Annotated in this window: 16 protein-coding genes, 2 tRNA genes and 3 rRNA genes; 3 read left to right on the forward strand and 18 right to left on the reverse strand. The window is 65.9% G+C overall.

Annotated elements, in window-relative coordinates:
- Window positions 1-38 precede the first annotated feature (38 nt).
- Complete coding sequence (locus MW290_RS02835; protein WP_250195812.1) at window positions 39-1,088, forward strand: radical SAM protein; 1,050 nt, start codon at window positions 39-41, stop codon at window positions 1,086-1,088.
- Between the two features lie 18 nt (window positions 1,089-1,106).
- On the opposite strand, the gene MW290_RS02840 is transcribed toward MW290_RS02835, so the two are convergent.
- Window positions 1,107-2,510, reverse strand: coding sequence for an esterase-like activity of phytase family protein (locus MW290_RS02840; RefSeq protein WP_250195813.1), 1,404 nt, complete (start codon window positions 2,508-2,510; stop codon window positions 1,107-1,109).
- A 185-nt stretch (window positions 2,511-2,695) separates the two neighbouring features.
- Between MW290_RS02840 and MW290_RS02845 the strand changes: the two genes are divergently transcribed.
- Both MW290_RS02845 and MW290_RS02850 read left to right on the forward strand, forming a co-directional pair.
- Complete coding sequence (locus tag MW290_RS02845; RefSeq protein ID WP_250195814.1) at window positions 2,696-3,256, forward strand: hemerythrin domain-containing protein; 561 nt, start codon at window positions 2,696-2,698, stop codon at window positions 3,254-3,256.
- Between the two features lie 184 nt (window positions 3,257-3,440).
- The gene (locus MW290_RS02850) at window positions 3,441-5,273 is read left to right on the forward strand and encodes an ATP-binding protein (RefSeq protein ID WP_250195815.1); all 1,833 of its coding nucleotides are present in this window, start codon (window positions 3,441-3,443) and stop codon (window positions 5,271-5,273) included.
- A gap of 86 nt (window positions 5,274-5,359) precedes the next feature.
- Here the strand turns inward: MW290_RS02850 and rrf are convergent.
- The 17 genes from rrf to MW290_RS02935 all read right to left on the reverse strand — a co-directional run bounded on the left by rrf (window position 5,360) and on the right by MW290_RS02935 (window position 22,336).
- Window positions 5,360-5,472, reverse strand: a 5S ribosomal RNA gene (gene rrf, locus MW290_RS02855).
- Window positions 5,473-5,591: 119 nt separating this feature from the next.
- Window positions 5,592-8,465: ribosomal RNA gene (locus MW290_RS02860) — 23S ribosomal RNA — on the reverse strand.
- 284 nt (window positions 8,466-8,749) lie between these two features.
- Window positions 8,750-8,825 (reverse strand) — tRNA-Ala (locus MW290_RS02865).
- A gap of 7 nt (window positions 8,826-8,832) precedes the next feature.
- Window positions 8,833-8,909: transfer RNA gene (locus MW290_RS02870), tRNA-Ile, on the reverse strand.
- A 62-nt stretch (window positions 8,910-8,971) separates the two neighbouring features.
- Window positions 8,972-10,500: ribosomal RNA gene (locus MW290_RS02875) — 16S ribosomal RNA — on the reverse strand.
- The 16S, 23S and 5S rRNA genes sit together here with 2 tRNA genes alongside, the layout of an rRNA operon.
- 360 nt (window positions 10,501-10,860) lie before the next feature.
- A complete protein-coding gene (locus tag MW290_RS02880) occupies window positions 10,861-11,649 on the reverse strand; it encodes an enoyl-CoA hydratase/isomerase family protein (RefSeq protein WP_250195816.1) in 789 nt (262 codons plus the stop codon).
- A 5-nt stretch (window positions 11,650-11,654) separates the two neighbouring features.
- Window positions 11,655-11,969 (reverse strand): NIPSNAP family protein, encoded by a 315-nt coding sequence (locus MW290_RS02885; RefSeq protein WP_250195817.1) that lies wholly within the window; start codon window positions 11,967-11,969, stop codon window positions 11,655-11,657.
- A gap of 10 nt (window positions 11,970-11,979) precedes the next feature.
- Window positions 11,980-12,780, reverse strand: coding sequence for an SDR family NAD(P)-dependent oxidoreductase (locus MW290_RS02890; RefSeq protein WP_250195818.1), 801 nt, complete (start codon window positions 12,778-12,780; stop codon window positions 11,980-11,982).
- Window positions 12,781-12,786: 6 nt separating this feature from the next.
- Entirely contained in the window at window positions 12,787-13,767 is a 981-nt protein-coding gene (locus MW290_RS02895; protein ID WP_250195819.1) for a Bug family tripartite tricarboxylate transporter substrate binding protein, read from the reverse strand.
- A gap of 21 nt (window positions 13,768-13,788) precedes the next feature.
- On the reverse strand, window positions 13,789-14,829 hold the full coding sequence (locus MW290_RS02900; protein WP_250195820.1) for an acyl-CoA dehydrogenase family protein: 1,041 nt from the start codon (window positions 14,827-14,829) through the stop codon (window positions 13,789-13,791).
- Between the two features lies 1 nt (window position 14,830).
- Window positions 14,831-16,012 carry an acyl-CoA dehydrogenase family protein gene (locus tag MW290_RS02905; protein WP_250195821.1) on the reverse strand — a complete coding sequence of 394 codons (1,182 nt, stop codon included), beginning with the start codon at window positions 16,010-16,012 and terminating at the stop codon, window positions 14,831-14,833.
- Between the two features lie 13 nt (window positions 16,013-16,025).
- The gene (locus MW290_RS02910) at window positions 16,026-17,012 is read right to left on the reverse strand and encodes a quinone oxidoreductase family protein (protein ID WP_250195822.1); all 987 of its coding nucleotides are present in this window, start codon (window positions 17,010-17,012) and stop codon (window positions 16,026-16,028) included.
- Window positions 17,009-18,634 carry a class I adenylate-forming enzyme family protein gene (locus MW290_RS02915; protein WP_250195823.1) on the reverse strand — a complete coding sequence of 542 codons (1,626 nt, stop codon included), beginning with the start codon at window positions 18,632-18,634 and terminating at the stop codon, window positions 17,009-17,011. The genes MW290_RS02910 and MW290_RS02915 overlap by 4 nt, the downstream gene beginning before the upstream one ends.
- 8 nt (window positions 18,635-18,642) lie before the next feature.
- On the reverse strand, window positions 18,643-19,356 hold the full coding sequence (locus tag MW290_RS02920; protein WP_250195824.1) for an SDR family NAD(P)-dependent oxidoreductase: 714 nt from the start codon (window positions 19,354-19,356) through the stop codon (window positions 18,643-18,645).
- A 23-nt stretch (window positions 19,357-19,379) separates the two neighbouring features.
- Complete coding sequence (locus tag MW290_RS02925) at window positions 19,380-20,489, reverse strand: glycerol dehydrogenase (RefSeq protein ID WP_250195825.1); 1,110 nt, start codon at window positions 20,487-20,489, stop codon at window positions 19,380-19,382.
- Window positions 20,490-20,493: 4 nt separating this feature from the next.
- Entirely contained in the window at window positions 20,494-21,501 is a 1,008-nt protein-coding gene (locus tag MW290_RS02930) for a transketolase family protein (RefSeq protein ID WP_250195826.1), read from the reverse strand.
- Window positions 21,494-22,336: a transketolase gene (locus tag MW290_RS02935; protein WP_250195827.1), complete on the reverse strand. Its 843-nt coding sequence runs from the start codon at window positions 22,334-22,336 to the stop codon at window positions 21,494-21,496. Before MW290_RS02935 ends, MW290_RS02930 begins: the two co-directional genes overlap by 8 nt.
- Window positions 22,337-22,343: the final 7 nt, after the last annotated feature.

Consider the following 22,343-nt stretch of genomic DNA (forward strand, 5'->3'; position numbering starts at 1 on the left):
CGTCGGTCCGCACGGCACGCACGTTGCCCCCGGCGGGCATGACCGCCCTCACGCCTACGTCCGACGCCCTGCGCCCCCAGGCACCCTTCCCGCTGCCGCGCTTCGCGCAGATCGAGCCCATCGGCCGCTGCAACCTGGCCTGCAGCATGTGCACCGTCAACCACCGTGGCGACGAGGTGGCCACCTTGTCGATGGCGCGCTTCACCGCGCTGCTGGACGCGATGCCGGCGCTGGAATCGCTGCACCTGCAGGGCCTGGGCGAGCCGATGCTGCATCCGCAGTTCTTCGACATGGTGGCCCTGGCGGCACGGCGCGGCATCCGCGTCTCGGCCAACACCAACCTCACGCTGCTGACGATGGCGCGCGCACGGCGCTGCATCGACAGTGGCCTGGCCGCGCTGTCGGTCTCGCTGGACGGGGCCACCGCCGGCACCTTCGAGGCCATCCGACATGGGGCTTCGTTCGACAAGGTGGTGCGCAACCTGGGCAGACTGACCGATGCGCGCGACGCCGCCGGCAGTACGCTGGAAGTGCGCGGCGTGATGGTGCTGATGCGCAGCAACCTGGGCGAACTGCCCGCGCTGGTGGAGCTGTTGCATGCGCACCGGGTGGCGGAGCTGCTGGTGCAGCGGCTCTCCAGTGACCTGGAGCATGAGGCGCTGCCGACGCGCTATGTGCCCATCCGCGACTACAGCCGCCAGGCCGAGCTGCAGGCCAAAGACCTGCCGCAGGCGGCTGCCGTCTTCGAGCGCGCCTCGCAGCGTGCGCAGGCACTGGGCCTGCGGCTGCACCTGCCGGCTTTGAAGCCCGTGCCCACCGAGGAAGCCAGCGCCGCAGTGCCGCGCTGCCACTGGCCCTGGGAGGGCCTGTACTTCACTGCCGCCGGCGAGTTGCTGCCCTGCTGCATGGCTGCCACGGCCGACCGGGCCACCTTCGGGCGGGTGTTCGAGGACGACGCGGCCTCTGCCCAGGTGCATCTGGACAGCGCCTGGAACGGCGCCACGGCGCAGCGCTTTCGCCAGGGGCTGAGCGAGGACCGGCCGCCTTCGCTGTGCCAGTCCTGCGCGCTCTACCACGGCACCTTCTAGCACCGTGGGGTGGCGACGTCAGCGCTGTGCGTGTGGCCGGCGGCGACGCGCCGCCAGGCCCACACCGGCCAGGCCGGCAAGCATCAGCGCATAGGTCTCGGGCTCGGGCACCGCGGCCACGTTCAGCGCCGTGTCGAGGTGGATCTTGATGAACTCGGTGCTGTCCGGGCCCAGCAGCGTGCGGCCGCCATTGCCGGGGTAGTTGTTGTCGTTGATCACCAGCAGCGTGTTCGCGTCCAGGATCAGCACGTCCTCGATGGTCACGAACGGAAAGTCGAAGGTGGTCTTGCCGTCACGGTTCAGGTCGTTGGGGTCGGCGATGTTCAGCAGGTCCACCACCAGCGTCTTCTCGGCAAAGCCGTCGGCGTCCACCTTGTTCAGGTCGATCTTGTAGATGCGCTTGAACATGTCGGCCGCGTTCGGACTGGTGCCCTGGATGCCGTTGCGCTCGATGACCAGGAACTCATGGTCGTTGATCGCTGTCATGTCGCCGATGTTGGTGCCCGCCGGGTCCAGCCGGTAGCCGAAGGTCTTGCCGGTGTAGCTTTCGCTGTCGATGCTGAACTCGTTGATGATCAGCCGCTTCTGGTTCGGGTCCTGGATGATCGGGCCTTCCAGCAACGTGTACAGCTTGTCGCCAGCCGGGTTGATGGCCATGCCTTCGAAGCCGTTGGAGCCGCGCAGGTTGTTGCCGTTGGGGCCCAGGTAAGGATTCTGCGGCGACTGCACCAGCGGGTTGCTGCCGATGCCCAGCGAGTTGGGCAGCGACACTTCCTGCTTCAGCACCTTGCCGGTGGCGTCGGTCTTGATGAGGAAGGGACCGAACTCCTCGCCGAACCACAGGTTGCCGTTCTTGTCGCGGCGCACCGATTCGATGTCCAGGTCGCCGCCGGTCAGCAGGCGGCCATTGCGGATGCTGCTGTCCACGGGGATGGCGGCGCTGCCCGCACCGCTGCCCGAATACGGATAGTTGCTGCCCGAGGCCACCAGCGAGAAGCCCAGCTTGTGGTCCGGATCACGCAGCGTGATGTAGCTGCTGCTGTCGAAGCTGCTGCGCACCGCGCCGCTGGTGTAGTCGGCTGCGCGCACTACGCCGCTGCCACCGGTGGCGGTGCGGAAGTCGGGCGCCACCGCGTACATGCGCAGCAGGTAGTCCACCGAGTTGGCCTTGTTGCCGAAGCCGTTGTCCGGCATCACGTAGAAGCTGCCGGCCACCGGACCTTGCAGCACGGCAGAGAAGCCTTGCACCGACTGCTTGTCGATGTAAGGCGGCACCACGCCGTTGGCGGGGCTCTGGAACTGACCCGAGGTGGGGCCGGGGGCAAAGGTGTCCGCCGCCAGTTCGGCAAAGCCGACCAGGGTGTTGGCGGCCAGCGCCGGGGCGGCGGCCAGGCTGATCAGCGTCAGCGCAAGGTACTTCATCTGCATTCCTCCGTGGGTGTTGTCGGCCTGGGGCCGGCCCCGGTCTTGGGGCTCGCCGATTCTTCGCACCCGGTGTGACACGGCCACGACGGGGCCGGGCCGTGAGGCCATGCAGACGGAACGCCGGTTGCCATGACGGCAGGCGCCGCGCATGTCGCGCGGCCTCACACCCGGAGCACACCAGCATGGCCACCGCAAAAAAAGCTGCAGCGAAGAAGTCCACCCGATCGCGCGCCACCCCCGCCAGCAAGACCGGCACCCCTGATGCCATCAAGCTGCTGACCGCCGATCACCGGGAGGTGAAGGCGTTGTTCCAGCAGTACCAGGAGATGGTCGACCACGAGGCGGAAGACCAGGAGAAGCAGGAAATCGCAGAACAAATCTGCCTGATGCTCACCGTGCACGCGCAGATCGAGGAGGAGCTGTTCTACCCGGCCGCGAAGGAGGCGATCAAGGAGCCTGACCTGGTGAACGAAGCCAACGTCGAGCACGCCTCGGCCAAGGACCTCATCGCGCAGATCCAGGAGTCCGATCCCTCCGACGAGATGTACGACGCCAAGGTCAAGGTGCTGGGCGAGTACATCGACCACCATGTGAAGGAAGAGGAGAGCGAGCTCTTCCCGCAGGCCCGCAAGGCCAAGGTGGATCTGGCCGGCCTGGGCGAACAGCTGAACGAGCGCAAGCAGGCGCTGATGGCCGAGATGGGCCTGGGCATGGAAGAAGAGGAAGAGGCCGCGGCGGAGTAAGCCGCCACACGCAAAGCGCCCCGTGGACCGGGGCGCCGGCCAGCCAACGGTGGAAAGGCTGCTTCATTGATTTGCGGCAAGCGCAGGTGCGCTGGGTGAGGGACACTCCGCCTCCCAGCTTCTGTTACACCTTGCTTCTATGCCGTTGAGCAGGTCGGGACTCACGCGTGGCCTCAGTTTTCAAGTGAAGACGGGCCTGGCTTTTGGGGCGCTGGCGCTGGTGGTCTTCACCGCGGTGGGGGCCGTGTCCGGCAGCCGGGTGCGTGATGAGATCACGCACCACTCGGGCGCCACGCTGCAGCACATGGCCAGCCGGCTGGCCGAGGCGATCGATGCAGGCATGTTCGAGCGATTCCGCGAAATCCGGAACCTCGCTGCCCTGCAATCCTTGATCGGCTCGCGCGTGGATCCGCAGGACTGGCGCACACTGGCTGAGCAACTGCAGACGACACTGCCCTACTACTCCTGGATCGGCGTCACCGACACCGAAGGGCGGGTCGTCGCCGCGACCGGCGGCATCCTCCAGGGACGCGACGTCTCGGCACGGCCCTGGTTCAGCCAGGGCCTGCGGGGCACCTACGTTGGCGACGTGCACGATGCGGTGCTGCTGGCCAGCCTGCTGCCGCGCACGTCCGAGCAGGAACCTCTGCGGTTGGTCGATTTCGCGGCGCCCGTGCAGTTGAACGGCCGCACCAGCGGCGTGCTGGGCGCCCACCTCGACATGCGCTGGGCCGAGTCCCTGCGCCGCGCGGCGCTTTCGACCACCGACGTGAACGGCCAGGTGGATGTGCTGGTGCTCAGCCGCAGCGGCGCCGTGCTGCTGGGCCCCGCAGCGCCCAGACTGCCTGAAGCGCAGGGCGAGTCACTGGCACGCCTGGCACAGACCGCACCCGTGATGCGCAGCTGGAGCGATGGCGCGCATTACCTCACAGCGGCGGTGGCCACTCGGGGCCAGAGCGACTTTCCCGGACTGGGTTGGGTGGTGGTGGTACGTCAGTCTGCGGAAACCGCGCTGCAGCCGGCGGTCGCGCTGCAGACACGCGTCTGGTTCTACGGCTTGGCGGGCGCGCTGCTGTTCGGCGTGGCGGGTTGGTGGCTGGCCGGCTGGCTCACGTCGCCACTGCGCGCAGTTGCGTTGCAAGCTCGTCGCCTGGTGCCTGTCCGTACATCTGGTGAGGTCGACGCCCCCGAGCACAAACCGCTGCGCCTGTACCGTCTCAATGAAGTGGCAGAACTGGCGTCGTCCTTGTCGACGCTGGTTCAGCAACTACGCGAACGCGAGCAGGCGCTGCTGGAACTGACGGCCGGGCTGGAGGCACGCGTGCAGGAGCGCACTGCCTCGCTCGACCAGGCCAACGCCGACCTGCGCAGCTTCGGTCGCAGCGTATCGCACGACATACGCGGACCCATTGCATCGATGGCGCAGATGCTCAGTCGGGTGCTGGGCAGCGAGCGCCACCCACTGGCCGAAGACACTCGGCAGGCATTGACGGTGCTTCGCCACGAGTGCGACCGCATGATCCAACTGCTGGATGAGCTGATGTTGCTGTCGAAGGTGGAAGACCAGCCGCTGCAGCGCGTACAGGTGTGCATGCAGACCCTGGTAGATGCCGTGCTGGCTGATCTGAACGACGGCCGCACGCAAGTCAACATCCAGGGCCCGTTGCCGGTCGTGACCGGCGACCCCGTTCTGCTGCGACAGGTCTGGCAAAACCTGCTATCCAACGCGTTCAAGTTCAGCGCACACAGCCATCCGCCGCAGGTCACGATCGTCGGCAAGCGCAATGAAGCCGAACTGGTGTTTTCCGTGTCCGATAACGGCGCGGGCTTTGACATGACGGACGCCGGCGACTTGTTCAGCGCATTTCGCCGTTTGCCAGGCGCGAGTGCTTATCAGGGCAGCGGCGTCGGCCTGTCGATCGTGCAGCGCATCCTGCACCGACACGACGGTCGCATTGAATTCCATTCCCGCCCCGGCGAAGGCGCAACCTTCACCTTCACGTTACCCGCCGCGTGAATAGATTCAGGCAAGAAATTGAACACCCCCAAAAGGCAAAACCCCCGCTCAACTATGAGTTGAACGGGGGTCTGCGCGGGTAAATAGCCTGACGATGTCCTACTTTCACACGGGAATCCGCACTATCATCGGCGCTGAGGCGTTTCACTGTCCTGTTCGGGATGGGAAGGAGTGGGACCACCTCGCTATGGTCATCAGGCTTGACGGGTTGCCAAGTTGACATGTTGGTCAACTCAGCCAATTCAAAGAGTATAAATCAGTTCAACGATTGAGCCTACACGGCATAACTGTACTTTGACGGTGTGCTGTCAAAGTTATAGGGTCAAGCCTCACGAGCAATTAGTACTGGTTAGCTTAACGCATTACTGCGCTTCCACACCCAGCCTATCAACGTCCTGGTCTCGAACGACTCTTCAGGGGGCTCAAGGCCCCGGCAAGACTCATCTTGAGACGAGTTTCCCGCTTAGATGCTTTCAGCGGTTATCTCTTCCGCACTTAGCTACTCGGCAATGCCACTGGCGTGACAACCGATACACCAGAGGTGCGTCCACTCCGGTCCTCTCGTACTAGGAGCAGGCTCTCTCAATCTTGCAGCGCCCACGGAAGATAGGGACCAAACTGTCTCACGACGTTTTAAACCCAGCTCACGTACCTCTTTAAATGGCGAACAGCCATACCCTTGGGACCGGCTACAGCCCCAGGATGAGATGAGCCGACATCGAGGTGCCAAACACCGCCGTCGATATGAACTCTTGGGCGGTATCAGCCTGTTATCCCCAGAGTACCTTTTATCCGTTGAGCGATGGCCCTTCCATACAGAACCACCGGATCACTTTGTCCTACTTTCGTACCTGCTCGACTTGTCAGTCTCGCAGTCAAGCACGCTTATGCCAATGCACTATCAGCACGATTTCCGACCGTGCCTAGCGTACCTTCGAACTCCTCCGTTACACTTTGGGAGGAGACCGCCCCAGTCAAACTGCCCACCATACACTGTCCCCAACCCGGATCACGGGCCAAGGTTAGAACCTCAAACACACCAGGGTGGTATTTCAACGTCGGCTCCACCCAATCTAGCGACTGGGTTTCAAAGCCTCCCACCTATCCTACACAGATCTGTTCAAAGTCCAATGTAAAGCTACAGTAAAGGTTCATGGGGTCTTTCCGTCTTTCCGCGGGGAGATTGCATCATCACAAACATTTCAACTTCGCTGAGTCTCTGGAGGAGACAGTGTGGCCATCGTTACGCCATTCGTGCAGGTCGGAACTTACCCGACAAGGAATTTCGCTACCTTAGGACCGTTATAGTTACGGCCGCCGTTTACTGGGACTTCAATCAAGAGCTTGCACCCCATCATTTAATCTTCCAGCACCGGGCAGGCGTCACACCCTATACGTCGACTTTCGTCTTTGCAGAGTGCTGTGTTTTTAATAAACAGTCGCAGCCACCGATTCTTTGCAACCTCATTGGGCTCCATCCGCGAGGGACTTCACCTACTAAAGGCACACCTTCTTCCGAAGTTACGGTGTCAATTTGCCGAGTTCCTTCTCCAGAGTTCTCTCAAGCGCCTTAGAATACTCATCTCGCGCACCAGTGTCGGTTTGCGGTACGGTCGTCAATAGCTGAAGCTTAGTGGCTTTTCCTGGAAGCAGGGTATCACTCACTTCAGAGGCAAGCCTCCTCGTTATCACACCTCAGCTAAGCCCTCCGGATTTGCCTAGAGGGCACGCCTACATGCTTGAACCGGGACATCCAACACCCGGCTGAGTTAACCTTCTCCGTCCCCACATCGCACTATTGATCGGTACAGGAATATTGACCTGTTTCCCATCAGCTACGCATCTCTGCCTCGCCTTAGGGGCCGACTCACCCTACGCCGATGAACGTTGCGTAGGAAACCTTGCGCTTTCGGCGAGGGGGCTTTTCACCCCCTTTAACGCTACTCATGTCAGCATTCGCACTTCTGATACCTCCAGCAGACCTCACGATCCACCTTCACAGGCGTACAGAACGCTCTCCTACCGCGCATCTTGCGATGCACCCGCAGCTTCGGTAACTGGCTTAGCCCCGTTACATCTTCCGCGCAGGACGACTCGATCAGTGAGCTATTACGCTTTCTTTAAATGATGGCTGCTTCTAAGCCAACATCCTGACTGTTTTAGCCTTCCCACTTCGTTTCCCACTTAGCCAATTTTAGGGACCTTAGCTGGCGGTCTGGGTTGTTTCCCTCTTGTGTCCGGACGTTAGCACCCGGTGCACTGTCTCCCAAGCTGTACTCATCGGTATTCGGAGTTTGCAATGGTTTGGTAAGTCGCCATGACCCCCTAGCCATAACAGTGCTCTACCCCCGATGGTAATACTTGAGGCACTACCTAAATAGTTTTCGGAGAGAACCAGCTATCTCCAGGTTTGTTTAGCCTTTCACCCCTATCCACAGCTCATCCGCTAGTTTTGCAACACTAGTCGGTTCGGACCTCCAGCACCTGTTACGGTACCTTCATCCTGGCCATGGATAGATCACCTGGTTTCGGGTCTACACCCAGCGACTGAACGCCCTATTCGGACTCGATTTCTCTACGCCTTCCCTATTCGGTTAAGCTCGCCACTGAATGTAAGTCGCTGACCCATTATACAAAAGGTACGCCGTCACCTTGCGGCTCCGACTTTTTGTATGCATGCGGTTTCAGGATCTATTTCACTCCCCTCCCGGGGTTCTTTTCGCCTTTCCCTCACGGTACTAGTTCACTATCGGTCGATTACGAGTATTTAGCCTTGGAGGATGGTCCCCCCATCTTCAGACAGGATTTCACGTGTCCCGCCCTACTTGTCGCACGCTTAGTTCCACAGCCGTCTTTTTTCATACGGGGCTATCACCCGCTATGGCCAGCCTTTCCAGACTGTTCTGATAAGTCGACTGCTAAAACGTGCAGGCTCTTCCGATTTCGCTCGCCACTACTTTCGGAATCTCGGTTGATGTCTTTTCCTCGAGCTACTGAGATGTTTCAGTTCACCCGGTTCGCCTCGTGACCCTATGTATTCAGATCACGATGACCTTACGGTCGGGTTTCCCCATTCGGAAATCTCCGGATCACAGCTAATTTGCCAGCTCCCCGAAGCTTATCGCAGGCTATCACGTCCTTCGTCGCCTGTAATCGCCAAGGCATCCACCACATGCACTTAGTCACTTGACCCTATAACTTTGACACCTTCAGCCGAAGGCATCGTCAAGGACTGAAAATCAACTTGCGTTGACTTTGAGTATTTACGCGTTATGCCGAACTTCTTCGAACTTGCATTCGTCGAAGTTTGTGTATTTGACGCAATCATTGAACTATGCTGACTTGTCCGCGCTTTCACGCAGTCCATCAGCACATTACTGATTTCGACTCTTTGAATTGTTAAAGAACGACAGGCAATCCACTGAAGAATCGCACAGGCCAAGAACCATCACAGTTCCTGGCCTGAACGAGCCAATTGGTGGAGGTGAACGGGATCGAACCGATGACCCCCTGCTTGCAAAGCAGGTGCTCTCCCAGCTGAGCTACACCCCCCAATAGGTGGTGGGTCTGGTTGGATTCGAACCAACGACCCCCGCCTTATCAAGACGGTGCTCTAACCGACTGAGCTACAGACCCCAATCTGCCGTCAAGTACAGCCGATAAGCGTGGGCGCAAGAATTAAAGCACCAGTTTTCCAGAAAGGAGGTGATCCAGCCGCACCTTCCGATACGGCTACCTTGTTACGACTTCACCCCAGTCACGAACCCTGCCGTGGTAATCGCCCTCCTTGCGGTTAGGCTAACTACTTCTGGCAGAACCCGCTCCCATGGTGTGACGGGCGGTGTGTACAAGACCCGGGAACGTATTCACCGCGGCAAGCTGATCCGCGATTACTAGCGATTCCGACTTCACGCAGTCGAGTTGCAGACTGCGATCCGGACTACGACCGGTTTTCTGGGATTGGCTCCCCCTCGCGGGTTGGCAGCCCTCTGTACCGGCCATTGTATGACGTGTGTAGCCCTACCCATAAGGGCCATGAGGACCTGACGTCATCCCCACCTTCCTCCGGTTTGTCACCGGCAGTCTCATTAGAGTGCCCTTTCGTAGCAACTAATGACAAGGGTTGCGCTCGTTGCGGGACTTAACCCAACATCTCACGACACGAGCTGACGACGGCCATGCAGCACCTGTGTTCTGGCTCTCTTTCGAGCACTCCCAAATCTCTTCAGGATTCCAGACATGTCAAGGGTAGGTAAGGTTTTTCGCGTTGCATCGAATTAAACCACATCATCCACCGCTTGTGCGGGTCCCCGTCAATTCCTTTGAGTTTCAACCTTGCGGCCGTACTCCCCAGGCGGTCAACTTCACGCGTTAGCTTCGTTACTGAGAAGAAACCCTCCCAACAACCAGTTGACATCGTTTAGGGCGTGGACTACCAGGGTATCTAATCCTGTTTGCTCCCCACGCTTTCGTGCATGAGCGTCAGTGCAGGCCCAGGGGATTGCCTTCGCCATCGGTGTTCCTCCGCATATCTACGCATTTCACTGCTACACGCGGAATTCCATCCCCCTCTGCCGCACTCTAGCCATGCAGTCACAAATGCAGTTCCCAGGTTGAGCCCGGGGATTTCACATCTGTCTTGCATAACCGCCTGCGCACGCTTTACGCCCAGTAATTCCGATTAACGCTTGCACCCTACGTATTACCGCGGCTGCTGGCACGTAGTTAGCCGGTGCTTATTCTTCAGGTACCGTCATTACCCCAGGGTATTAGCCCAGAGCGTTTCTTCCCTGACAAAAGCGGTTTACAACCCGAAGGCCTTCTTCCCGCACGCGGCATGGCTGGATCAGGCTTGCGCCCATTGTCCAAAATTCCCCACTGCTGCCTCCCGTAGGAGTCTGGGCCGTGTCTCAGTCCCAGTGTGGCTGGTCGTCCTCTCAGACCAGCTACAGATCGTCGCCTTGGTAGGCCTTTACCCCACCAACTAGCTAATCTGACATCGGCCGCTCCAAAAGCGCGAGGTCTTGCGATCCCCCGCTTTCACCCTCAGGTCTCATGCGGTATTAATCCGGCTTTCGCCGGGCTATCCCCCACTTCTGGGCACGTTCCGATGCATTACTCACCCGTTCGCCACTCGTCGCCAGGTTGCCCCGCGTTACCGTTCGACTTGCATGTGTAAGGCATGCCGCCAGCGTTCAATCTGAGCCAGGATCAAACTCTTTAGTTCGATCTTGATTTTTGCTCAAAGAATTGAAGTGAACTTCACTTCCATGAGCGTTTGAGGTTATAAACCCCGTGCCTTGCGGCTATCGGTGCTCGCCTTCAAACGCCCACACTTATCGGCTGTAACTTTTTAAAGAACTGCGCCTCTTTCGAGTCGCTGCTGATTCGTTTCAGTAATCAGCGAAGACAGTGATTATGACGTTGTTTTCAAATCCCTGTCAACTGCAAGGTCTTTCGACCTTCTCGCTAAACCCCTCAGCACCCGCCGTCTCCGGCAAACGCTTCAGTGATCAGCGAAGCCTTGCACTGTAGCACGGGTTTTGAAGAGCGCGCAAGCAGGGCGCGAAAAAAGTTCGGGGGGCTCTCAGCGCCCGGTGAACTGCGGCTTGCGCTTCTCGGCGAACGCCTCCACGCCCTCGGCGTGGTCGCGTGTGAGATTGGTCAGGCACTCATAGGCAGTGCCGGCATCCATATGGCCGTGTGCCAGCTGTCTCAGCGGGATGGTGTAGCCAGCCTTCGTCCAGCGGATGGCCTTGGCCGCGCCGTGCCGCAGCTTGGTGACGATGGACTCCACCTTGGTATCCAGCTCACTGGCGGGCACCACATGCCCGACTGCGCCCAACTGCCCGGCCTCGGTGGCGGTGAGCAGATCGCCGGTGAGCAGCAGCTCCCGCGCCTTGCCGAACCCGATGATGGCCGGCCACAGGAAGCCACCGCCGTCCGCGGCGTTGAGGCCCACGCGCACATGCGGGTCGCCGATGCGCGCCTGTTCGTCCATCACGGTGATGTCGCACAACAAGGCCAGCGTGGCGCCCAGACCCACTGCGTCGCCGTTGATGCGGCCGATGATGGGGATCTCGCAATCCAACATCGAATAGACGATGCGCTTGGCTTCCCAGGTGACGACCTCGAACTGGTCGGGATCCCGGACCGCTTCTCGCATCCATTCAATGTCGCCGCCAGCGCAGAAGGCGCGGCCCGCCCCGGTGAGCACGATGGCGCGCAGGTCGCGGCGTTCGCCCAGGTCGATGAACACGCGCGACAAGGCGGTGTGCAAGGCGCCACCGACGCTGTTCATGGCCTGCGGCCGGTTGATGGTGACGCGGGCGACGCCGTCCTCGATGGCGACGATCAGGGGGTTCTCTGTAGTCATGTCGGTTACCTCAGGGGGGAGAAACGGGTGGGGCGCAGCAGCCGGGTGTGCATGCGGACGATCCAGGGCAGCACCTGGTCGGCGTAAGCGATCCAGCGCGGGTCGGCCCACATGGCCGCGCGACGGCGCTCACGGTCCGTCAGGTCGGCATAGGCCCACAGGTGCATGGCGGTGTTGAGTTCGCCGGTCTCGGCGGTGAAGTAGCCCACCAGGCCGCCCAGGTGTTCCTGCATCAGCGGCAGGCCTTCCGCTTCGAACAGCTTCAAGAAGCGCTGGAAGTCCGCCGGGCGGAAGCTGTAGTTGCGTTCTTCGTAGATCACGATCGGCCTTTCAGTCGAGCGGGCCTTCGTAGGCGTCGCTGGCGGCGCCCCAGGCCATGTAGCCACCGTCTACCGGCAGGGTGACGCCGGTGATGAAAGCGGCGGCGTCGGACGCCAGGAAGGTCATGGCCTCGGCCACATGCTGGGCGGTGCCCAGCCGCCCGGCGGGCGTGCGGCGGCGCAGCCTGGCTGCGTCAAGCTTGCCTTCGTCGATCAGCCGCTGGGCGAAGGGCGTGAGCATGTAACCCGGCGCGATGGCATTGACCCGCACGCCGCGCGCAGCCCATTCGCACCCCATGGTGCGGGTCATCATGCCGATGCCGGCCTTGGCCGCGCTGTAGGCATTGCGGCGCGCCAGGCCCAGCACGCCGGCCACCGAGCTGAGGTTGATGACCGAGCCGCGGCCCTGCTGCAGCATGGTGGGCGCCACCGCCTGCGTGACGAGATAGGTGCCGGTGAGGTGCACGTCCACCAGCCGGCGGAAGTCGGCCACGTCCTGCTCGACCGTGGGCAGAAAACTGTCGGGAATGCCGGCGCTGTTGATCAGCACGTCGATGCGGCCATGGCGCGCCAGCAGCGCGGCCACCCAGCCGTGCACATCGCCTTGGGAGGCGACGTCGCCGCTGAAGGCGAGGTGACCACCCGACGGGCCCAACGCCATCGCGGCCCGTTCAGCGGCGCCGGCATCGAGGTCGGCCACCGCCACCCGCATGCCCTGCCCGGCCAAGGAACGGGCGGCCGCCAGACCGAGGCCGCTGGCGCCGCCGGTGATCAGGGCGACGCGGCCCTGCAGTTCGGGATAAGAGGCCATGGCGGCTCAGGCTTCCAGCCGGATGCCGGCCATGCGGATCACCTCGCCCCAGCGGGCGGTCTGCTGCGCCACGTGGCGGGCGAAGGCCTCGGGCGTGCTGGGCGAGGGCTCCACGCCCATCTCGGCCAGCTTCTGGCGCACCTCGTCGGCGCCCAGGGCCTGGTTCAGCGCCGCATTGAGCCGCGCCACGGTGGCGGGCGGCAGCCCGGCCGGGCCCGCCAGGCCTTGCCAGGCGTAGGCCTCGAACGCGGGAACGCCGGCCTCGGCAAACGTAGGCACCTCCGGCAACACCGGGCTGCGCTGGGCCATGGACAAGGCGATGGGCCGCAGCTTGCCGCTGCGGATGTAGGGCAGGCTGGCCGCGGTGTTCACCAGGTACAGGTCCACCTGGCCGCCCATCAGGTCTTGCAGCGCCGGGGCATCGCCACGGTAGGGCACGTGCAGCAGCTGGATGCCGGCGGTGCGCTGCAGCAGCTCCATGCCCAGGTGGTTGGGACCGCCGGCCCCGGGCGTGGCGTACTTCAATTCACCCGGGCGCTGCCTGGCCAGCGCCAGCAGCTCACCCAGTTGCCGTGCCGGCAGGTCGGGCCGCGCCACCAGCACGAAAGGGAACACCGTGGTGCCGCCGATGTAGCTGAAGTCGCGCTCGGGCCGGTACGGCAGCTTGGCATACAGGCTGGGCGCCAGCGCGACGGTGGATACATCGACGGTGCCGATGGTGCCGCCATCGCCCGGTGCACGGGCGATGGCGTCGCCGCCGATCAAGGTGCCGGCTCCGGGCTTGTTCTCCACCACGACCGTCTGGCCCAGCGTGCGGGCCATCGACTGGCCCAGCAGCCGGGCCACCACGTCGGTACCGCCGCCGGCCGGAAAGGGCACGATCCAGCGCAGCGGCGACCCAGCCGCCCCCACCTGCGCGCGGGCCAGCCAGGGCGCGGTGGCCAGCGACAGGGCCGTCAGGCCCAGCGTTCTGCGATTCACTCGCATGGTCTCCTCCTCTTCTATCTGTCAGGCGGCCAGCAGGGTGCGCCGCACGTCGATGCGCTGCAGCTGGTGCTCGGCGTCGCCGAACAGCGTGGCACTGATCTGCAGCCGCTTGTAGAGATGGCCGAGGCGGTATTCCTCGGTCATGCCGATGCCGCCCGAGACCTGGATGAGCTGACCCATGGCGCGCAGCGCCCGGCGGCCGACGAAGCTCTTGGCGGCCGGCAGCGTGGCCGGCAGGGCATCGGGCTGCGCGTCGAGCTCGGCCGCCAGGCGGCCGGCCAGCGCGATCAGCTGCTGCAGGTCGCAGAACACCTCGGCCATGCGGTGCTGCAAAGCCTGCTGGTCGGACAGCGGCCGGCCGAACTGCTGGCGCTGCTTGAGGTAGGCCAGCGTGAGCTCGAAGCCGGCTTCCAGCACGCCGACCGCATCGGCCACCAGGGCGGCGGCGGCCAGGTCGCGCACCAACGGTGCCGCGCCCACGCCGACTTCTTCCGCCGGCGCGGCCTCGAACACCAGCCGCACGCCGTGCCGGCCGTCGAGCAGCCGCACCGGCAGCGCCTGCACGCCGGGGCCTGACAGATCCACGCACAGCAGCGTGCCCTCGGCATCGGGCATCGGCAAAAGCACATGGCTGGCGTACAGGCCGCCCATCACGAGGTCGGCACGGCCCTGCACATGGCCTTGCGCCAGCCGCAGGCCGGCACGCACCGGCAGGTCGGCCAGCGCCAGCCGCATCTGCGCGCTGGCCAGCGCGCCGGCGTGCTGCGGGCGCTGGCGCGCCCACCAAGGCGCCAGCAGCAGGTGCAGGCCCAGCGGCTCGGGCCGGGCATCGCGGCCGGCGGCGCGCAGCAGGCCCAAAGCCTGGGCCATGCTGGCGCCGAAGCCTTCTTGCGTCTCGGGCAGCGTCAGGGCCAGCCAGCCCAGGTCGGCCATCGCGGCCCAGGCGCCGTCCTCCTCCCGGTGGCCCTGACGAAAGCGGGCCAGGCGCGAAGCCAGCGAACCATGGGCGGCGAACCAGCGGTCGGCGGTGCCCAGCAACAGGTCGAGCGATTCGGCGTCCATGTCACATTCCCAGCAAGGACTTGGCGATGATGGATTTCTGGATCTCGTTGGAGCCGGCGTAGATGGTCACGACGCGGCGGAACAGGTGCCGTTCCACCCAGCCAGTGGCCGCCTCATCCAAGGGCCCGCTGCCGTAGCCGGGCTGCAGCAGCAGGCCCGCCCGGCCCAGCCAACCCATCGCGGTTTCGGTCACGCGCTGCTGCAGCTCGGAGCCGCGGATCTTCAGCGTGGAAGCGGCCGGCCCCGGCTCGCGGCCGGCCATCTGCTCGGCCACCACACCCAGCACCGCCGACTCCAGCGCGATGAAGTCGGCCGTGAGCGAGGCCAGCCGCCGCCGCACCCGCGGGTCATCAGCCAATGGGCGGCCGGCGTCGTCGGTCAGACGGCGGGCCAGCTGCTCCAGCGCCACGATGTCGCGCTTGGTGCGGGCGGCCTGGGCGTTGTTGACCCGCTCGCGCGCCAGCAGGTCCTTGGCATATGTCCAGCCCTGCCCGCGCTGACCCACGAGGTTGGCCGCCGGGATGCGCACCCCATCGATGAACAGCGCATTGACGCTGTGGCCTTCGTCGATGGTGAGGATGGGCTGCAGGCTCAGGCCCGGCAGGCGCATGTCCACCACGAACATCGACAGCCCGGCCTGCGGGCGGCCCAGCGGCTCGGTGCGGGCCAGCAGGAACATCTGGTCGGCCATGTGGCCGCCCGACAGCCAGGTCTTCTGGCCGTCGATCACCCACTCGTCGCCCTCCAGCCGGGCGGTGGTTTTCAGCGAAGCGAGGTCGGAGCCGGCATTGGGCTCGGAGAAGCCCTGGCACCAGAACTCCTGCCCATGCAGGATGCCCGGCAGGTAGCGCGCCCGCTGCGCCGGGCTGCCTTCGGCGATCAGCATCGGGCCGGCCAGGAACAGGCCCAGCACGTCGCCCAGCGGCGCATCGGCGAACGCGGTCTCTTCTTCGAAGATGTAGCGGCGCGCTTCGTCCCAGCCCGGGCCGCCGGCCGATGCCGGCCAATGCGGGGCGCCCCAGCCGCGGCGGCCGAGCGCGGCCTGCCAGCGGGCGACGGTTTCACGCGGCAGGTGCAGGCCGGCGCGCGTGGCCTGCACCAGCTCGTCGTCCAGGTGCTCGGCCAGGAAGGCGCGCACCTCGGCGCGGAAGGCACGCAGCTCGGGGGTGTCGAACAAGCCCATGGTGTGCGGTCCTTCAGGGCAGGAGGATGAGGGAGCCGGTGGTGCCGCGGCCCTGCAGCGCCTCATGCGCGACGCGGGCCTGCTGCAGCGGATAGCGGCCGCCGATGTGCACCTGCAGCTGCCCCTCGGCCACCAGACCGAACAGTTCGGCGGCCGCACCGGCCAGGTCGGGGTGGTGCTGCAGGTAGGCGAACACGCCCGGGACCGACACGGTGAGCGAGCGCGCCGGCCCCAGGTCGGCCAGCGCCACCTGCGGCAGGCCCTGCGCCACCTGGCCCAGGTTGACGATGTGGCCGAAAGGCTTGATCACGCCGAGCGACTGCTGGAACACCTCGCCGCCCAGGCCCTCGAACACCACGTCCACCCCGGCACCGTGCGTCAGCCGCCGCACGCCTTCGGTGAACGGCTCTTCGTTGTAGAGGATCACTTCGTCGCAACCGCGCGCCAGCGCCAGCGCGGCCTTGTCGGGCGAGCCCACGGTGCCGATGACCCGGGCGCCCAGCCGGTGCGCCCATTGGCACAGCAGCGAGCCCAGGCCGCCGGCGGCGGCATGCACCAGCACCGTGTGGGCGGGCCCCACCGGCGCCACCTTCTTCAACAGCATGTGGGCCGTCATGCCCTGCAGGGTGACGGCGGCGGCCTGTTCGTAGCTCACCTGCGGCGGCAGGCGCAGCAAGGCGGTGGCCGGCAGGTTGCGCAGCGTGGCGTAGCTGCCGATGGGCCGGGCCGCGTAGCTCACCCGGTCGCCCACCGCCCAGCCGGCCACGCCCTCGCCCACCGCCACCAGCCCGCCGGCGGCTTCCACGCCCAGCGCGCCGGGCAGCGCCGGCAGCGGGAACACGCCGCGCCGGTGGTAGGTGTCGAGGTAGTTGATGCCCACCGCATGCTGGCGGATCTGCACCTCGCCCGCGGCCGGCGGCGGCACGACCAGCGACTCGGCGCGCAGTTGCTCGGGTCCGCCGTAGGCATGGATGCGCACGGCCAGGGCTTCGGTCGTCATGAGCTGTGTCCCGGGGTAGGGCTGGAAATGGGCGGCAGCTCGGCCGGCTGCAGCTGCAGCACGGCATCGCGCAGTTCGCGCTTGAGCACCTTGCCCATGGGGTTCTTGGGCAGCGCGGCCAGCACATGCCAGCGGCGGGGCACCTGGTAATCGGCCAGGTGGCGGGCGCAGGCGGCGCGCAGCGCGGTCAGGTCGAGCGTGGTGCCGGCCCGGGGAACCACGCAGGCAGCGATGTCTTCGCCCAGGCCCGGGTGCGGCACCGCCACCACCGCCGCCTCGGCCACGCCGGGGCAGCGGTACAGCACTTCTTCCACCGCGGCGCTGGCGATCTTGAGGCCGCCGCGGTTGATGATGTCCTTCTTGCGGTCGACGAAATGCAGGTGGCCCTCGTCGTCCAGCCGGCCCATGTCGCCGGTGCGCACCCAGCCATCGACGAAGGCTTGGGCGGTGGCTTCTTCGTTGTGCAGGTAGCCCAGCGCGGCGCTGGGGCCGGCGAACACGATCTCACCCACCTCGCCCGTGGCCACCGGTCGGCCTTCGTCGTCCACCACGCGCACCGCGCAGCCGGGCATGGGGCGGCCGATGCAGCCGGCCTTGCGCGGCAGGTACCAGGGCGGCAGGTAGGTGCCGGCGGGGCCGGTCTCGGTCATGCCCCAGATGTGCAGCTGGTCCACCCAGGGCAGGTGGCGGCTGAACTTGTCGATCACCTCGGCCGGCATCACCGCGCCGCCATACCCCAGCCGCCGCACGCGCGAGAGGTCGTAGCCGCCGCGGGCGTACTCGTCGATCATGAAGTGCAGCGGCGCGGTGACGCCGTGGTACACGCTGGTGCCTTCGGTCTCGATCAGCCGCAGCCGCCCGGCGTTGTCCAGCGTGTTTTCTTCCAGCACCACGCCGGCCCCGTGCACCCAGGCCGCCATGCACGCCATGTTGAGCACGCTGCTGGTGAAGATGGGCCAGGCACCCTGGTAGGTGTCTTCAGCCGCCAGGCCCACGCCGCCGCCCACCGCCAGGCCGGCGAACAGCTGGCTGCGGTGGCAGTGCATGACCGCCTTGGCCCGTGCGGTGGTGCCGGAGGTGAACAGCAGGCAGCTCAGGTCTTCAGCCCGCGGCGCGGGCAGATCGGGCAGCGGCGCATCGAAGCTGTGCTGCGGGTCGGGCCAGCGGTCGGCACTGTCTTCGGCCGCGTCCAGCAGCAGGCATCGCGCCGCGGGGTGCAGCGCGGCCACGCGCGCTGCCGATTCGACGGTGGTGACCACCATGCTGGGCATCACCAGCTGCAGCGCATGGGCCAGCTCTTCATCGGCGGCGCGCACGTTCAGCGGCGCCACCGCCGCGCCCAGCGCCCAGCAGCCCAGCGCGGTGAGCACGCCTTCCCGCGCCGCGGTGTTGGCCAGCAGCAGGGCCACCCGGTCGCCGGCCCGCAGGCCACGCGCATGCAGCGAGCGCGCCATCGCCTCCATGCGGATGACCAGCTGCACATAGCTCAGCCGGTCGCGGTGGCCGCTGTGCGAAGGGGCCGACAGCGCCAGGTGGTGGCGCCGCTGCGCGGCGCGGCGGCGCAGCAGCGCCGGCACCGTCAGCCCGTGCAGCTCGTTGGCCAATGCGTCGGTGGCGTGCATGTCCGCCGTCATGCGATGCTGTAGCCGCCATCCACCGGCAGCGTGACGCCGGTGATGTAGCGGGCGTCCGTAGACACCAGGAAGGCCGCCGCCTTGGCGATGTCCGACGGCTCGCCCATCTCGCCGGCCGGCAGGCGCTGCAGCACGGCAGCGCTGCGCTGCGGGTCGGCCATCACCGGCGCGGCCATGCGGGTGCGGATCCAGCCCGGTGCGATGGCATTGACGCGGATGTGCTGCGGCGCAAAAGCCACCGCCAGCGAACGGGTGAGCGCCACCACCGCGCCCTTGCTGGCGGTGTAGCCGGGGTTGAAGGCCGAGCCGAAATAGCTCCACATCGACGCGAAGTTGACGACCGCGCCACGCTGGCGGGCCAGGGCCTCGTGGAAGGCGAGGCACGCCAGCTGCGTGCCGTTGAGGTTGATGTCCACCACCTGCCGGAAGCCGTCGATGGTGAACTCGCGGCCTTCGCGCAGGATCACGCCGGCGGCATTGACCAGCACCGCCACCTGCGGCTCTTGCGCCGCCACCGCCTGCACCGCGGCAGCGTCGGTGATGTCCAGGCGGCGGAAGTCGATGCCGCTGCCTTCGAGCTCGGGCTCGGTGTCCAGGCCCAGCGCCAGCACGCGGTAGCCGCGGGCCCGCAGCTCGATGCCGGTGGCCAGGCCCAGGCCGGTGCCGCCACCGGTGACCACGGCCAGGGGAAGGGAGGATGAGGTCGTCATGTGCAAGGTCCGTTGACGGCAGCTCAGGCTGCCAAGTGTTCGAGCGAACGCATCGCGGCCACGAAGTCAGAGGCGTTCAGCGGCCGCTGGAAGTTGGGCACGTGGGGCGCGGTCATGGTCCCGTCGGCAATCTGCTGCAGCAGCGCGTCGTCCACGTCCGCGGCGCCCAGGGCGCGCAGGTGGGTCGGCAGGCCGACCGCGCGGTAGAAGGCCAGTTGCTCGTCGATGAAGCCGGCGCTGCGTTCTTCCAGCAGCCACTGCACCAGCAGCGCATAAGCCACCTGCAGGCCGTGCAGCGCCCGGTCCACGCCCGGAGCGCGCGGCAGGCCGCGGGTCATTGCATGCGCCAGCGACAGGCCCGAGTTCTCGAAGGCCAGGCCGCTGAGCAGCACCAGCGCTTCGGTCAGGCGCTCGAAAGCATCGTCGGGCTCGCCGCGGCCGGCGGCCCGTAGCGCGGCCAGCGCATCGGCGCGGATCACGCGGTCACAGGCCCGGGCCAGCTCGGCTGCCGCCAGCGTGGACGTGCCGCCGAAGGCATTGCGGGCACCGCTGCGGCGGCACTGCTCACCTTCGTACAGCTTGGCCAGCGCATCGCCGATGCCCGACAGCAGCAGCACCTTCGGCGCCCGCGCCAGCAGCCGGGTGTCGACGATCACCGCATCGGGGTTGCGCGGCAGGTGCTCCACCGACAGCATGCGGTGCGCCTCGTCGTAGAAGACGAAGTTCTTGCTGCACGGCCCGTCGTTGGAGGCGGCCGTGGCCACCACCACCAGCGGCGTGCCCAGCGCACGGGCCACGGCCTTGCCGGTGTCCACGCCCTTGCCGCCGCCGGCAGCGACGACCAGCTGCGGCGCCGGCCCGGTGGCTCGCACCTCGGCCAGGCAGGCATCGACGGTGGGGTGCGTGACCTCGCCTTCGGCGATCACGGTGCGCAGGGTCACGCCGGCGGCCTCGCAGGCCTGGCCCAAGGCCGGCTGCAGCATGGCCTGCACCACGTGGTCGCACACCAGCAGGGCCTGCTGGCCCAGGCTGCGGGCCACCTCGCCGGCAATGGCCAGCGCACCGGGGCCCTGGTAGTAGCGGTGGGCGGCGCCAAAGGCGCGCAGCCCCTCGGGCAGACGTTGCAGGCCCATCGCGTCAGGCCCCGATCCAGGCCGACACCCGCTGGCAGATGCGCGCGGTGCTGAGGCCGTAGCGGTCATACAGGAAGGCCTGCGAGCCGCATTCGATGAACTGGTCGGGGATGGCGATCTTGAGCAGCGGCTTGTGCACGCCCGCTTCGTACAGCGCATCCACCACCAGGCTGGCCAGCCCGCCCATGGCCACGTGGTTCTCGGCCACCACCAGGCGGTCGACCGTGGCGGCGAAGCGCAGCAGGCCTTCGGTGTCGAAGGGCTTGAGCGTGGCGGTGTGGAACACCGCGGCCGGATGGCCCAGCGTATCGAAGTGCGCCTTGGCATCCAGGCAGCGCTCGGTCATCACGCCGGTGGAGACGAAGCCGATGCGACCGCCCTGCCCCACCACGTGGCCGCGGCCCACCTGCACCCGGTGCGTGGTGGGGTCGAACACCACCGGCACATGGGCGCGCAGCAACCGGCAGTACAGCGTGCCGGGCAGGCCGGCCGCCATCTCGGCGATCTGCGCCATCTCGGTGGCGTCGGCAGGGTCCATCACCGTGAGGTTGGGGATGGAGCGCATCAGCGCCAGGTCTTCGATGGCCTGGTGGGTGCCGCCGTAGCCCGAGGCCAGGCCCGGGTTGCCGGCGAACACCTTCACGTTCTCGTGGCTGTGGGCACAGGCAATGGCGATGAAGTCGTAGGCCCGCCGGCTGGCGAAGGTGCCGTAGGTGGTGCAGTAGGCCACCTTGCCCACCTTGGACAGGCCGGCCGCCACCATCACCAGCGCCTGCTCGGCCATGCCGACGTTGAAGAAGCGCTCGGGGTGCTCGCGCCGGAAGTCGTGCACGTCGGTGTACTTGCCCAGGTCGGCCGTCAGCACCACCAGCTCGGGGTGCATCTCGGCGGCGCGCAGCAGCCCTTGCGAGAAGGGCGCGAACTGCGAGGGCCGGCCGACCACGGCCTGCGATTCGCCCATGCCCAGCGTGCGGCCGGCGGTGGGTGTTGATGCGGTCAGGGTATCAGCCATGGTTCGCCTCCAGCTCCTGCGCCACCGCATCCCATTCCTGTTCGTCGATGCGGATGAAGTGCGCGCGGTCGCGCTGCTCCAGCCGCGGCACGCCCTTGCCGGGTTTGGTGCGCAGCACCACCGCCTTGGGCCGGCCGCGCCGTTCGCGCGCCCAGGCAAAAGCGGTGAGCAGCTGCGACAGGTCGTTGCCGTCCACCTCGTGCGTGTCCCAGCCGAAGGCCTGGAAGCGCTCGGTCACCGGGTCCACCGGCACCACCAGCGGGCCATCGGCCTGGATGCCGTTGCAGTCGATCCAGCACACCAGGTTGTCGAGCCCGAAAGCGCCGCCGGCGCTGGCCGCTTCCCAGGTCGAGCCTTCCTGCAACTCGCCGTCGGAGATCTCCACATGGATGGCGGCGCGGCGGCCGTCCAGCCGGTAGCCCAGCGCGGCGCCCACCGCGATGCCCAGGCCATGGCCCAGCGAGCCGCCGGTCATCTCGATGCCGGGCAGGCGGCCTTCCATCGTGCTCATCTCCAGCGGGCTGCCATCGGCGCCGTAGCTGGCCAGGTCGTCCAGGCCGATGACGCCCAGCTCCGCCAGCACCGCCCACAGCGCGATGGAGTAGTGGCCGGTGGACAGGTAGAAGCGCTGGCGGTCGCGGCGCGAGAAGTCCACGTCCTGCGGCGCCAGCTCATGGAAGTACAGCACCGCCAGGAAGTCGGCCATGCCCAGGCCCTGGCCCAGGTAGCCCTGCCCCTTGCCACGCGCCTGCGTGACCATGTGGCGCCGCAGCCGCAGCGCCCGCTCGCGCAGTGAGGCCAGCGTGGCCTGGCTGCTGCCGGATGTCATGTCCATGCCTGCT

The sequence above is a fragment of the Aquincola tertiaricarbonis genome (assembly GCF_023573145.1).
In the GTDB taxonomy this organism is placed as follows: Bacteria; Pseudomonadota; Gammaproteobacteria; order Burkholderiales; family Burkholderiaceae_C; genus Aquincola; species Aquincola tertiaricarbonis_B.